The organism is Microbacterium sp. VKM Ac-2870, from assembly GCF_015350795.1.
Classification (GTDB): Bacteria; Actinomycetota; Actinomycetes; order Actinomycetales; family Microbacteriaceae; genus Microbacterium.
In genome coordinates, this window is record NZ_JADKSH010000003.1 from 481,155 (window position 1) to 493,002 (window position 11,848).

At 69.2% G+C, this 11,848-nt stretch carries 14 protein-coding genes; 3 read left to right on the top strand and 11 right to left on the bottom strand.

Annotation, left to right across the window (positions count from 1 at the left end):
• The first annotated feature begins 57 nt into the window (after positions 1–57).
• Positions 58–369 carry a DUF2470 domain-containing protein gene (locus tag ITJ43_RS09625; protein WP_194583612.1) on the top strand — a complete coding sequence of 104 codons (312 nt, stop codon included), beginning with the start codon at positions 58–60 and terminating at the stop codon, positions 367–369.
• Between the two features lie 69 nt (positions 370–438).
• A complete protein-coding gene (locus ITJ43_RS09630; RefSeq protein WP_194583613.1) occupies positions 439–1,098 on the top strand; it encodes a heme oxygenase (biliverdin-producing) in 660 nt (219 codons plus the stop codon).
• 95 nt (positions 1,099–1,193) lie between these two features.
• On the opposite strand, the gene ITJ43_RS09635 is transcribed toward ITJ43_RS09630, so the two are convergent.
• Positions 1,194–2,579: an AAA family ATPase gene (locus ITJ43_RS09635; protein ID WP_228495729.1), complete on the bottom strand. Its 1,386-nt coding sequence runs from the start codon at positions 2,577–2,579 to the stop codon at positions 1,194–1,196.
• 116 nt (positions 2,580–2,695) lie between these two features.
• Here ITJ43_RS09635 and ITJ43_RS09640 point away from each other — a divergent pair, with 116 nt between their 5' ends.
• The gene (locus ITJ43_RS09640) at positions 2,696–3,727 is read left to right on the top strand and encodes a hypothetical protein (RefSeq protein WP_228495631.1); all 1,032 of its coding nucleotides are present in this window, start codon (positions 2,696–2,698) and stop codon (positions 3,725–3,727) included.
• Between the two features lie 28 nt (positions 3,728–3,755).
• Here the strand turns inward: ITJ43_RS09640 and ITJ43_RS09645 are convergent, their stop codons facing one another.
• The 10 genes from ITJ43_RS09645 to ITJ43_RS09690 form a co-directional block, all read right to left on the bottom strand.
• Positions 3,756–5,750 carry a cytochrome c oxidase assembly protein gene (locus ITJ43_RS09645; protein WP_323741204.1) on the bottom strand — a complete coding sequence of 665 codons (1,995 nt, stop codon included), beginning with the start codon at positions 5,748–5,750 and terminating at the stop codon, positions 3,756–3,758.
• A gap of 77 nt (positions 5,751–5,827) precedes the next feature.
• Positions 5,828–6,106 carry an HU family DNA-binding protein gene (locus ITJ43_RS09650; RefSeq protein WP_194583615.1) on the bottom strand — a complete coding sequence of 93 codons (279 nt, stop codon included), beginning with the start codon at positions 6,104–6,106 and terminating at the stop codon, positions 5,828–5,830.
• A 381-nt stretch (positions 6,107–6,487) separates the two neighbouring features.
• The gene (rpsN, locus tag ITJ43_RS09655) at positions 6,488–6,793 is read right to left on the bottom strand and encodes a 30S ribosomal protein S14 (RefSeq protein WP_194583616.1); all 306 of its coding nucleotides are present in this window, start codon (positions 6,791–6,793) and stop codon (positions 6,488–6,490) included.
• A 4-nt stretch (positions 6,794–6,797) separates the two neighbouring features.
• Positions 6,798–6,968, bottom strand: a complete 171-nt coding sequence (gene rpmG / locus ITJ43_RS09660; protein ID WP_005051772.1) for a 50S ribosomal protein L33 — start codon at positions 6,966–6,968, stop codon at positions 6,798–6,800.
• Positions 6,968–7,204, bottom strand: coding sequence for a 50S ribosomal protein L28 (rpmB, locus tag ITJ43_RS09665; RefSeq protein ID WP_005051771.1), 237 nt, complete (start codon positions 7,202–7,204; stop codon positions 6,968–6,970). Before rpmB ends, rpmG begins: the two co-directional genes overlap by 1 nt.
• Before the next feature lie 264 nt (positions 7,205–7,468).
• Positions 7,469–8,155: a DNA-3-methyladenine glycosylase gene (locus tag ITJ43_RS09670; protein ID WP_194583845.1), complete on the bottom strand. Its 687-nt coding sequence runs from the start codon at positions 8,153–8,155 to the stop codon at positions 7,469–7,471.
• Entirely contained in the window at positions 8,152–9,576 is a 1,425-nt protein-coding gene (locus ITJ43_RS09675; RefSeq protein ID WP_194583617.1) for an Ig-like domain-containing protein, read from the bottom strand. Before ITJ43_RS09675 ends, ITJ43_RS09670 begins: the two co-directional genes overlap by 4 nt.
• Entirely contained in the window at positions 9,566–10,396 is an 831-nt protein-coding gene (locus ITJ43_RS09680) for a TIGR03943 family putative permease subunit (protein WP_194583618.1), read from the bottom strand. The genes ITJ43_RS09675 and ITJ43_RS09680 overlap by 11 nt, the downstream gene beginning before the upstream one ends.
• The gene (locus ITJ43_RS09685; RefSeq protein ID WP_194583619.1) at positions 10,389–11,399 is read right to left on the bottom strand and encodes a permease; all 1,011 of its coding nucleotides are present in this window, start codon (positions 11,397–11,399) and stop codon (positions 10,389–10,391) included. The genes ITJ43_RS09680 and ITJ43_RS09685 overlap by 8 nt, the downstream gene beginning before the upstream one ends.
• Positions 11,389–11,811 (bottom strand): Fur family transcriptional regulator, encoded by a 423-nt coding sequence (locus ITJ43_RS09690; RefSeq protein ID WP_194583620.1) that lies wholly within the window; start codon positions 11,809–11,811, stop codon positions 11,389–11,391. The genes ITJ43_RS09685 and ITJ43_RS09690 overlap by 11 nt, the downstream gene beginning before the upstream one ends.
• Positions 11,812–11,848 lie beyond the last annotated feature (37 nt).

An 11,848-nucleotide genomic window follows, 5' to 3' on the forward strand; every position in this document is an offset into this window, starting at 1 on the left:
CCATTGCGACGGCCCACGCTCCTGGTCGGCGTCGAACCGCGCTCTAGGGTGGGTGCCATGGCGCACACCTTCGACGACGACGCACTGGCCGGCGTGCTCGGCCACATGAACGACGACCACTCTGACGACAACCTGCTCATCGCCCGCGCGTTCTCGCCCCTTACCGACGTCGTGGCCTCGCAGATGGTGACCTTCGACGGTGCCGCCGGACAGTGGCAGGTCACGCTCGCCGACGGAACCGACGATGTGATCCGCATCCCCTGGCCGGGAGGGGACATCACCGAGCGCCGCGAGGTGCGTCGCGAGATCGTGGCGCTCTACGACGAGGCCTGTGCGCGCCTCGGCATCCCTCCGCGCCCGCACGCCTAGACCGGGCTCATGAGAATCACCGCAAACCTTCAGTTTAGGTGAGCCTTAGTTTCAGATACACTGACGGTCGTGACCGAGTTGATCCCGTTCTCCACCGCCCTTCGCGAGCGCTCGCGCGCCGCCCACTCCGGCAGCGAGCACGCCGGGTTCATGGACGACCTCATGCGCGGCCGCGGCACGCGCGATGATTACGTCGCGCTGGTCGCCCAGCACTGGTTCATCTACGACGCGCTGGAGGCCGCGGCCGACACGATGCGGCACGATCCGATCGCCGCACCGTTCATCAGCGACAAGCTGACCCGGCTGCCCGCCATCGAGGCCGACCTCGCGTTCCTCATCGGCGACGACTGGCAGCGCCGCATCGAGCCGCTTCCCACAACCCGTCGCTACGTCGAGCGGATCCGGGAGGTGGGCGCGAGCTGGCCGGGCGGTTTCGTGGCGCACCACTACACGCGCTATCTCGGCGACCTCTCCGGTGGCCTGTTCATCGGCAAGCTCATGGCCCGCCAGTTCGGCTTCGAGACCAACGGCATCGGGTTCTACCTCTTCGAGGAGATCGCCGACCCCGCCGCCTTCAAGGACGTCTACCGCGAACAGCTCGACGCCGTCGCGTGGGATGCCGCGGAGCGCGAGCGCGTCATCGATGAAGTGCTCGTGGCGTACCAGTTCAACACCGACCTGTTCGTCGATCTCGCCTCGGCGAAGTCGGCAGCGGCGGCGACGGCCTGACGTCCGCGTCGCCGAGAAACGACCTGGCGCCCGAGGCGCACCGCCGTTTGGGGCGCCAGGTCGTTTCTCGGCGGGGCGGGGGAGCGAAACGGCGGTCAGAAACCCGCGGCGCGCACTCCGGCCATGAAGCGGCGCACGTCGGCATCCACGAGGATGTCGCTCGGGCGCAGGGGCCGCGACAGGTACAGGCCGTCCAGCGACGTCAGCCGCGAGAGCGCGACGTACGTCTGGCCCGGCGCGAACGCTCCCGAGCCGAGGTCGATGACGGCGCGGTCGTAGGTCTTGCCTTGCGATTTGTGGATGGTCACCGCCCACGCCAGTCGCAGCGGGAACTGCGTGAACTCGGCGACGATGTCGCGCGTCAGCTTGCGTGAGCCCGGATCGTACGCGTAGCGGAACCTCTCCCAGACCGCCGGCTCGACGTCGACCTCCTCGCCGTCCAGCTCCACGCGCACCGTCCCCCCGGCGATGCGCGTGACGGTGCCGATCGAGCCGTTGACCCACCGTGGACCGTCGCCGCGGCCGCCTACGTCGTTGCGCAGGAACATCACCTGAGCGCCCACCTTGAGCTGCAGCTCGGTGTCGGCGGGGTATGACGCCTCGCCGCGACCGAAGTCCCCGCTGATGTCGGCCCGTGCCGTCTGCACGGGGCCGGGCAGCGCATCGAGGTGACGCTGATTGATGCGCGCCACGATGTCGTTTCGCGTGGCGAGAGTGATGATGGGCACCTCACCCTCGACCGGCTCGGGAACCGGACGCGCTCCCGCCGCGTTGAGCATGCCGGCGATCTCGGCGGTCACCACGCCATGGCGCACCGCGTTGAGCATTGCCTTGAACCCGTCATCTGCCTGCCGGTGGATCTGCCGGAGCTCCCGGATGTGCAGCGGTGCGCCGACGCGACCGAGGTCGAGCAGGCCGTCCGAGCGGATGGTCGAGCCGTCGGTCGACGGCCCCGACCACACCTGCGCGTCGAAGAACCAGAACGAGCGGTAGTGATCCTGGATGTAACGCAGCTCGTCTCCCCGCGGAGGAACCGGAGAGAGCTGATACGGATCGCCGAACATGATGATCTGCACTCCGCCGAAGGCTTCGGAGCGGCGCCCGCGTGCCTGCCGGAGCGAACGGTCGATGCCGTCCATGAGATCGGCGTTGACCATCGAGACCTCATCGATGACGAGGGTGTCGATGGCTCGCAGCACCCGACGGGCCGGTTCGGACTGCTCCAACTCGCTGTCGGCGATGAGACCGATGGGCAGACGGAAGAGGGAGTGGATGGTCTGCCCCTCGACGTTGAGCGCGGCGACGCCGGTCGGCGCGCAGACGGCGATCTGTTTCTCGGTGTTCCAGGCCAGGTGCTGCAACAACGTCGACTTGCCGGTACCGGCCCGTCCAGTGACGAACACGTGCTCGCGGGTGTCCTCGATGAGGCGAAAGAGCTCCTCCTGCTCGGCGGAGAGGGCGGGGATGCTCACCGGATCCATGCTAGCCATCAGCATCCGTTTCCTAGACTGGACATGTGGACGGGGTGGAAGGGATCGACGCGAGCGTGTCGCGGCGGCGCAGCGACGCGCCCCGACGCCGTTCCTCAGGCCGACGGATGAACCGCCGACTCGCTTTCGACCTCACCTCGCTGGCGATCATCGGAGTGCTCCTGCTGGGCGCGCTCGGCGCCGCGACCGTCACGCTGTACCGCGAGCTCTACAGCCCGGGGGCCTTCGTCACGCGTTACCTCGACATGCTCAGCCAGGGCCGCGCGCCGGAGGCGCTGGCCTTGCCCGGTGTGCCGATCGACTCCACCGATCTCACCTCGGCGGGTCTGCCTGCCGATGCCAGCGAAGCACTGCTGCGGCGTGCCGCGCTGGCCCCGCTGTCGGACATCCGTGTCGTCAGCGAGCAGGCGGACAGCGGCATCGAGTCGGTCACCGTGTCGTACCAGGCCGGCCCCCACCAGGGCACCTCCACCTTCCGCGTCGAGCGCGCGGGATGGGTGGGCCTCGCGCCCACCTGGCGGTTCGCACAGAGCCCGCTGGCCGTCATCGACCTCACTCTGCGCGGTGCGACGGCGTTCTCGGTCAACGGGTTCGCCATCGACACGCGCCAGATCGCATCCAGCACGGGCACGACGACCGATCCGCTGACCCCGGTGGCGCTGCTCGTCTTCTCGCCCGGGCTCTACTCGATCTCCGTCGACACGCCCGTCTCGACGAGCCCCGGCGTCGCGGTTCTCTCTGACTCGCCGCAGGCAGAGGTGCCCGTGGACATCCAGACGCAACCGACCACGCAGTTCATCAAGGTCGTTCAAGACCGCGTCGAGTCTTTCCTCACGTCGTGCACGACGCAGCAGGTACTCCAGCCCACGGGATGCCCGTTCGGCCTGCAGGTGCGCAACCGCATCCTCGAGCCGCCCGTGTGGTCGATGGTCACGCAGCCCACCATCACGCTGGCCCCGAACGGTGCCGGCTGGTCGATCACTCCGACGGATGCCGTGGCGCACGTCGTCGTCGACATCAAGTCGATCTTCGACGGAACGATCCGCCACGTGAACGAAGACGTCCCGTTCCGGGTCGGCGGGACGATCACGATGCTTCCCGACGGCACCGCGTCGATCAAAGTCGAGCCGGCAAGCTGACCCCTCGCCCGCGCTCAGCGCGTGACGCTCAGCGGCTGACGCGCGCGTCGCGCGCGGCCATTTCGGCCAGCTGCGCGTTGTAGGCCTGCAGCTCGGCGTCGCCGGTGCGGTCGGCGTGGCGGTCGGTGCGCCGCTGCGTGCGCTCGTCGGAGCGACTCCACTGCACCGCGACCGTGATGGCGAGGATCAGCGTCGGGATCTCCCCGATCGACCACGCCACGCCACCGCCGGTGTACTGGTCGACGAGCGGGGCCTCACCCCACGTGCGACCCATCGATCCGAACCACTCCGCGACGAACAGCCCGGTCGACATCATGATCGCGATGCCGAAGAACGCGTGCATCGCCATCACCCCGATGAGGGTGAGCAGGCGGAACGCGTAGGGGTAGCGCAGCGGCACCGGGTCGATGCCGACCAGCGACTGCACGAACAGGTAGCCCGAGATGAGGAAGTGCGCCACCATCCACTCGTGACCGATGTGGTCGTAGAGAGTCCAGCGGAAGAGGTCGGTGTAGTAGAACGCCCAGAGCGAGCCGATGAACATCGCGGCGGCGAACAGCGGATGCGTCACGACGCGGGCGAACGGGGTGTGGACGGCCCACAGGATCCACTCGCGTCCCCCGCGCGTGCCGTCGGCGCGCTTGGCGATCGCGCGCGAGGCGAGGCTGACGGGGGCGCCGAAGACCAGCATCATCGGGATGGCCATGGTCAGCAGCATGTGGCCCATCATGTGCACGCTGAACAGATAGTCCTGGTAGGCGTTGATCGGCCCGCTGGTGACCCAGAGCAGCGACAGCATGCCCAGCACCCACAGGAGCGTGCGATAGATCGGCCAGCGGTCGCCGCGCCGGTGCAGGCGCCAGACACCGGCGAGGTAGAAGAAGAGGCCGAAGCCCACCGCGAACGCCCACAGGATGTCCACGTCCCACTGGGTGAACCACTGCGTGATCGTCAGCTCGGGCGGAAGCGGCGTTCCGGTCAGGATCTCGGCCGGCGTCTTCACGTCGGGCAGCCGGGTGTCGACGGGGGGCGGCGTGCGCGACAGCGCGACCGCGGCGCCGCTCGCGATACCCATGAAGACGATCTCGAGCGTCACGAGTCCCCAGAAGCGGCGCGTCGCGGCATCCCGACCCGTCGTGTCCGCACTGCCGATGCGCGCGATGAGCCCACTGCGATAGCGGGCTCCGAGAGCGCCCATCACCAGCAGCGCGACGACCTTCACGCCCAACAGCGCCCCGTAAGGAGAGAGCAGGTAGCGCGGCTCGACGACCCCGACGATCGCGCGCGCGACCCCCGACAGGGCGACCACGATGAAGGCGGCCAGCGCGAGAGTCGAGTACCGCGCGAGCACGGTGCCGAGTTCGGCGGCGTGCAACTGCGGGCGCAGCACGACCAGCAGGATCAGCCCGCCGAGCCACACCGCAGCACCGACGATGTGCAGCACCAGCGCGGAGACGGCGACATTGTGTCCCGCCTCGTCGCCCGAATGCCCCTGGGTTGCCATGGGGATGAGGCTCGCGACGGCGAGGATGGCGACGATGAGCGTCGAGGTCCAGCCGCGCACGGCGAACGCGAGCACCGTCAGCGCAGCCCCCGCGAGCACGGTCAGCGACCAGGCGCGACCCGCGTCGGTGGTCACCAGGAAACGGCCGAGCTGCTCGCCGAACTCGGCGCCGGCACTGGGCGTCGAGGGCAGCACGTTGATGAAGGTGAAGAACGTGTTCAGAGCGCTCGCGACGGTGAACAGCGCCGCGGAGATGGATGCCGCGTCCAGCGCTGAATCGAAAGAGCGCTCACCGGCGCGCAGCGCGAACAGCGCGAGCACGAGAGAGCCCACCATACCCGCCGCCGTCAGGTTCACCGCGAGGGTGATGATCGGCAGGCCCCACCGGACCACCGGCCCGGGATCGAGCAGCAGCTGGGGCTGGGCGCCCCCGCCGTAGACCAGCCCGAGCAGCAGCGCGGCCAGGGCGGCGGCAACGAGGATCGCAGGCCCCGCCAGGCGCTGAGCAAGGGACGAGATCACCCGTCCAGCCTACGCGGCGCCGGACACGCAGAAGGGGGGATGCCGAGCGGCATCCCCCCTTCGCAGGAGCGTCCTTACTTGACGGCAGCCTTGAGCTTCGAGCCCGCGGTGACCTTGACGCGCTTGCCGGCGGCGATCTTGATCTCCGCACCCGTCTGCGGGTTGCGGCCCGTGCGGGCGGCGGTGGCGACCTGCTCGAACGAGATGAAGCCGGGGATCGTGACCTTCTCGCCCTTGGCGACGGCCTCGGAGACAGCCGAGAACAGGCCGTCGACGACACGGCCGACGGTGGCCTGGCTCTCGCCGGTGGCGCTGGCGATGCTCGCGACGAGCTCAGTCTTGGTGATAGCCATTGGGGTGTCCTCCAGAACGGCAGCGGATGCCGCCTTCAGTGAGATCGGACCGGACGCGGTGCGGCCGGTTTGGTCGGTTGGACCGTCCCCGAATATACCTACGATCCCCGGAAATCCGCGGATTTCCGGCCTTCTCGCGTCATCTGGGCGGCGTGTCGGCCCACAAAGGTGACGGATGGGGCTGGTGTGACCCGGCATCCGCCGTCTTCACCCGCACCAGAATCGGACCGAGGCACCGGAATCGGATGCCGCGTGGCCGCCCGTCCGATTCCGTTGGCGAGTTCCGAATCCCGTGCGGACGACGAGAACCGACGGCATGCGGGCAACGCAGAAGGCCCGGTCTCCGAGGAGAACGGGCCTTCTGAATGCGGTGGTCGGTGCTTACCAGCTCGACTTGGTCACGCCGGGCAGCTCGCCCTTGTGCGCCATGTCGCGGAAACGCACGCGCGAGATGCCGAACTTCGACAGGTAGCCGCGGGGGCGACCGTCGATGGCGTCGCGGCCACGCAGGCGCACGGGCGACGCGTTGCGGGGAAGCTTCTGCAGGCCGACGCGGGCAGCCTCACGGGCCTCGTCGGTCGCGTTCGGGTCGACGAGGGTCTTCTTCAGCTCGGCACGCTTCTCGGCGTAGCGGGTGACGACCTCTTCGCGCTGGTTGTTGCGCGCGATCTTGCTCTTCTTAGCCATGCGATCAGCGCTCCTCTCGGAATTCGACGTGCTTGCGGATCACCGGGTCGTACTTCTTCAGCACGATGCGGTCGGGGTTGTTGCGACGGTTCTTGCGCGTCACGTAGGTGTACCCCGTGCCGGCGGTCGAACGAAGCTTGATGATCGGACGGACGTCCTGAGCCTTCTTCGCCATTAGAGCTTCACACCCTTCGCGATGAGGTCCTTCACGACCGACTCGATGCCGCGGGCGTCAATGACCTTGATGCCCTTGGCCGAGACGTTCAGCGTGATCTTGCGACCAAGCGAAGGAACGTAGTAGGTCTTCTTCTGCACGTTCGGGTCGAAGCGGCGCTTCGTCCGACGGTGCGAGTGCGAGATGTTGTGACCGAAGCCGGGAACTGCTCCGGTCACCTGGCACACTGCTGCCATAGTGATTCTCCTTAGTACCGTGACACCGGACGGTGCCACCCAAGATCCCTTGTCTGCATCCCATGCGGGATCGGACTCCTCCGCCGGTCGTTGAACGAGCCGAAGGCGAGTCGAAACGTGGTGGGATACGAACTGCGTGCTGGAGTGCGCGCAGACAAAGAGTCAGTCTAGCACGACGGGCGTGTCGGCTTGACGCGGCATCCGGATCACTCGCTCACCGTGCCAGCCGGCGCATTGCCTGCGGCGTCGCCTCGAGATGAGCCACTAAGCGGCCGGTCCGGCGCCACGGCCCCAGCGGAACACCGACACCGTGGGGTCGCCCTCGATCCAGAAGCGCCACGGGAACGCGGCGGTTCCAGCGACCCCCGCGACGCCGACCCGCGGCCCGGTGACGATGTCGCGACGCACGGCCACGGGCAGCCACAAACGGGCCCGGGCGCGGGAGTGCTCGGCGCCCGTGATCGCATCGATGCCGTCGTGCACGGGATGGCGCAGGCCCACCGCATCGCCGAGGCGCCCGGGTCCGCGGGCCAGGTCGCGGGAGGTCCGCGCCGCGGGCCGCCGCGCGAACGCGATCGCCTCACCCGCGATGATCTCGCCCGCCCGCAGCAGTACACCGCCGGCCTGACCGTCGGGACAGCAGACGACGTTGACGCACGAATGGATGCCGTGGCTCAGGTAGACGTACAGGTGCCCCGGTTCGCCCCACATGGTCGCATTGCGCGCCGTGCGGCCCATCCGCGCGTGGGAGCCCGGATCGGCCTCCGGGCCGGTGCCGGCGCCGTGATAGGCCTCGACCTCAGTGAGTCGGACGGAGACGACCTCGGAGTCGGAGTCGGTGCTGACCGCGACCTGCAGCACGGCCCCGAGCAGTCGCGGCGCGACCTCGAGCGGCAGCGCCGCCAGCGCCTCGCGCGTGGCGGGTACCAGCTCGGGCCCCGGCCAGCTCATCCGCGCGGAGGCGTCTGGCACCACGAGATGTCGAACCCGGCGAGTGCGCCGACTTCGGTTCCCGCGTTCGGCCCGGTCAGGGTGACGACGTGCGTTCGCACGTGGGTGGGCAGCGGCAGTTTGTAGCCGTCGTAGGGGTTCGAGACGGCATCCGGTGCAACGAGGAAGGCACCGTAGCGGCCGCTCGGCGACACGCACGACTGGATGAGGATGTCTTTCGGCTGCACGGAGAACACCGGGGTCGCCGTGCCGGATGCATCGACGACGTTGACGGTGGTGGAGCGCACGGTGAACCCGTCGACCACCGCGAGCACGCGGAGGGTGCTGCCGTCGGCGAGCGGCGTCATCTTGTTCGTCTGGCCGAGGGCCTTGTCGGTAGGGGGCAACGCGACCTGTTTGGCGGAGGCGAGATCGATCGCGGCGGGGCCGTCGATGCGCTCGACGATCGCGGTTGTCGTGCCACGCGCGATGCCGTCGATCGAGACGGCGTTGCCGAGCGTGACAGGGTCTCCCCCGGACGGCGAGATGAGCGTGAGCGCCCCGTCATAGGTGAGCATGAGGATGCTGTCGGTGCCGGGGACGAACCGCCAGTCGTCCACCCGGGATTCGCCCCCCGCGCGTTCGATCATCGTGGGCTGGACGCCTGCCTGGGCGGCCGTCAGCGACGCGGTGAACAACCGCGCCTCGCGCGCTCCCGGCGTGCCGACGCTCGCGTCGGTGAAGGTGTAGCCGACGAGGTCGCCGCGGTCGGCGCTCTGCAGGTCGGTGACCGAGCCGTCGCCGGGCAGGGGCAGCTCACGGGCATTCCCGCCGTCGAGGTCGGTGACGATGAGGTGCGACTTGTCGTCGCCGTCGATGGTCGACATCACCAGGTGGCCCGACGTGGCCCGGAAGTCCTCGATGTGGGGGTTCGTGTACACCGGCTCGGGATCGGCGCCCGCCAGATCTGTGCGCAGGATCGTGTCTCCGCCCGTGCCCCGCTGCAGCACGTAGGGGTGCAGCGGCGGGGTGGTGAAGCTCTGCTCCACGGATGCCGCCGGCCCCCCGCCCAGGCCGACCAGCCCTGCGATGGTCACGGTGTACGACGTGTCGTCCCAGAGCGGCTGAGTGAAGCGGATGCCGACACTGCGCCCCGACGTGTCGACGGTGAATGGAGCTGCCGGTGAGACGGTGACCTGGGCCGGAGCGACCTTCGCGAGCGATTGGGTGGTGGTGATGATCAGTCGTGACCCCGAGGCGCTGACGGCGGCATCCGGATCGACGCTGACGTTCGTGACGCGAGGCCCCTGAGAGACGGTAACCGCGGCGCCGGCGAGGCCGACGACGGCGAGCGCACCGACGATGAGGGCGAAGGCGCCCAGAAACGCGCGCGAGCGACGGCGACGCGAGCGCTCTCGACGCGTCGCGCGCTCAGTACTCATACGGGTCCTTGGGCTGGTCGACCGTCCGCACCGAGGCGGGCTGGATCTGCAGCCGCCCGGCGGTGTCACGGATGGTGCCGGTGACCGTCACCCACGTCCCGGTGGAGGGGATGCCGTCGGCCAGCGCCACCGGCACACTCGCCGGCTGGGCGTCGATGACGCAGTGCGTGATCACCAGGCGGGTGAGGCCGAAACCGCCGTCGGTGGGCGTGACGAAGCCGGTGAGCGTGATCGTGTCGCCGTCGAAGGCCTCGGGGTTCGTCGCCGTCGCGAACACGCTGGCCCACTCGCCGACGCCGAACTTCGCGGTGTCGCCGGTCGAGGCCAGGGCGATGGTGTCGGCACCCTGGAACAGCGGCGGCGCCCCGGTGTCGCGCTGCATCGCGAGTTCGGCCGACAGGGTCGCGGGCGGCGTCAGCACGATCGCCGCAACGACGCCCGTAGCCAGGATGCCGCCGGTCACCGTCGCCGCCGTACCCCACACGCTCCGCTGCTCGCCCCCGTGCCCGTGCCCGGTCGCGCCTGCGGTCGCTGAGCGCGCGGAGCGCGTCGAAACGCCCTCGTGGTGACCGTGGTCATGCTCATGCCCCTCCTGCGCATCGCCGTGGTCGTGTCCGTGGTCGGCCTCGGCGCCGCGCGGCAGCGCGAAGCTGACCACCGTGCCGACGAGGGCGATGACGGCCATCGAGACGGCGAACCAGTTCGACGACGGGTTGATGTACAGGGCCAGCTGACCGGTCAGCCAGAGGGTGATCGTGACGGTGGCCAGCCCGGCGGCCAGTCCCACGCCGAGCAGCCGGGATCCGAGGAGCTCACGCAAGGAGGTTCACCACCGATCCCACCGCGACCGCGAACAGCACGACGATCACCACCAGGGTGCCGAGCACCTTCGTGCGGAACGTCGTGCGCAAGAGCGCGAGCATCTTCACGTCGACCAGGGGTCCGACCAGCAGGAAGGCGACGATCGAGCCGGGCGTGAAGGTCGAGGCGAACGACAGCGCGAAGAACGCGTCGACGTTCGAGCAGATCGACACGATCATGGCGAGGGCGATCATCGCGACGATCGACAGCGCGGGGTTCGACCCGATGGCCAGCAGCGCCGACCGCGGCACGAGAACCTGCACCGCACCGGCGAGCGCCGAACCGATGACGAGCGCCGGCATGACCGCACGCAGCTCGACGACGAACTGGGCGAGGCTGCGCCGGCCCTTGCCGGATCCCCCGCCGTGAGCGGCAGACTCGAGCGACACCTCACAGCTGGCACGGAAGCGTTCGGTGAGCAGGCCGTCCGGGTCGGGATGCCGGCTGTACAGCCATCCGATCAGGTTTGCGACCGCGTAGCCGCCGAGAAGGCGCGCGATCAGGATGCCGTCGTCGAACCCGAACGCCTGGTGCGTGGTGATGATCACGATCGGGTTCACGATCGGCGCGGCGATGAGGAACGTGAGGGTCTCTGCGACGCCGAGACCGCGCATCATCAGTCCGCGTGCGAACGGCACGTTGCCGCACTCGCAGACAGGGATGAGCATGCCCAGCAGAGACAGCACCGCACGGCGGGCCCATGGTGCCCGCGGCATCCATCGTTCGATCACACCCGGCGGCACCCACACCTGCACGATGATCGACAGCAGCACGCCGAGGATGACGAACGGGAGCGACTCGATCAGCACGCTGATGGAGAGCGTCAGGCCGTCCTGCACGCGCGTCGGCAGCGATGGTCCCGGAGAGAGGAGGGCGACAGCCACGAGGGCTCCGACCACCAGCACGCCGAGACCGACGGCCACCGCGGTGCGGGCCGGCGCGGCGCGCACCTCAGTCGACACGCTCTCCGGCGAGTGTCGCGGCGCGCTTCGCCGAGCAGGCGGCGCAGACCCCGAAGATGTCGACGACGTGCTCGGCCTCGGTGAATCCATGCGATGCGGCGGTTCGCTGAGCCCACGCCTCGACCTCGTGAGCCTGGATCTCCACGGCGAGGCCGCACGAGCGGCAGATCAGGTGGTGATGGTGTCCCGTGCTCGAGCAGGCACGGTAGATCGCTTCGCCCTCGGGGCTCTGCAGCTGATCGGCTTCGCCGCTGGCGGCGAGGGTGGCCAGCGCCCGGTAGACGGTTGCGAGCCCGATGCCGGTGTTCTCGTCGCGCAGGGTGGCGTGCAGCGCCTGAGCGCTGACGAATCCCGGAGCGTCGGTCAGCGCCTCGCGCACGCGATCGCGCTGCCAGGTGTTGCGCTGAGCCATGCGGGGAGTCTACTCGCGGGGTCTTGGAGCGGGCTGG

Coding starts and splice junctions, on each gene's coding strand:
- ITJ43_RS09640 (WP_228495631.1), top strand. CDS start 2,696: ATGAACCGCCGACTCGCTTTCGACCTCACCTCGCTGGCGATCATCGGA.
- ITJ43_RS09690 (WP_194583620.1), bottom strand. CDS start 11,811: ATGGCTCAGCGCAACACCTGGCAGCGCGATCGCGTGCGCGAGGCGCTG.
- ITJ43_RS09670 (WP_194583845.1), bottom strand. CDS start 8,155: ATGAGCTGGCCGGGGCCCGAGCTGGTACCCGCCACGCGCGAGGCGCTG.
- rpmG (WP_005051772.1), bottom strand. CDS start 6,968: ATGGCGAAGAAGGCTCAGGACGTCCGTCCGATCATCAAGCTTCGTTCG.
- ITJ43_RS09675 (WP_194583617.1), bottom strand. CDS start 9,576: ATGAGTACTGAGCGCGCGACGCGTCGAGAGCGCTCGCGTCGCCGTCGC.
- ITJ43_RS09635 (WP_228495729.1), bottom strand. CDS start 2,579: ATGGATCCGGTGAGCATCCCCGCCCTCTCCGCCGAGCAGGAGGAGCTC.
- ITJ43_RS09625 (WP_194583612.1), top strand. CDS start 58: ATGGCGCACACCTTCGACGACGACGCACTGGCCGGCGTGCTCGGCCAC.
- rpsN (WP_194583616.1), bottom strand. CDS start 6,793: ATGGCTAAGAAGAGCAAGATCGCGCGCAACAACCAGCGCGAAGAGGTC.
- ITJ43_RS09650 (WP_194583615.1), bottom strand. CDS start 6,106: ATGGCTATCACCAAGACTGAGCTCGTCGCGAGCATCGCCAGCGCCACC.
- rpmB (WP_005051771.1), bottom strand. CDS start 7,204: ATGGCAGCAGTGTGCCAGGTGACCGGAGCAGTTCCCGGCTTCGGTCAC.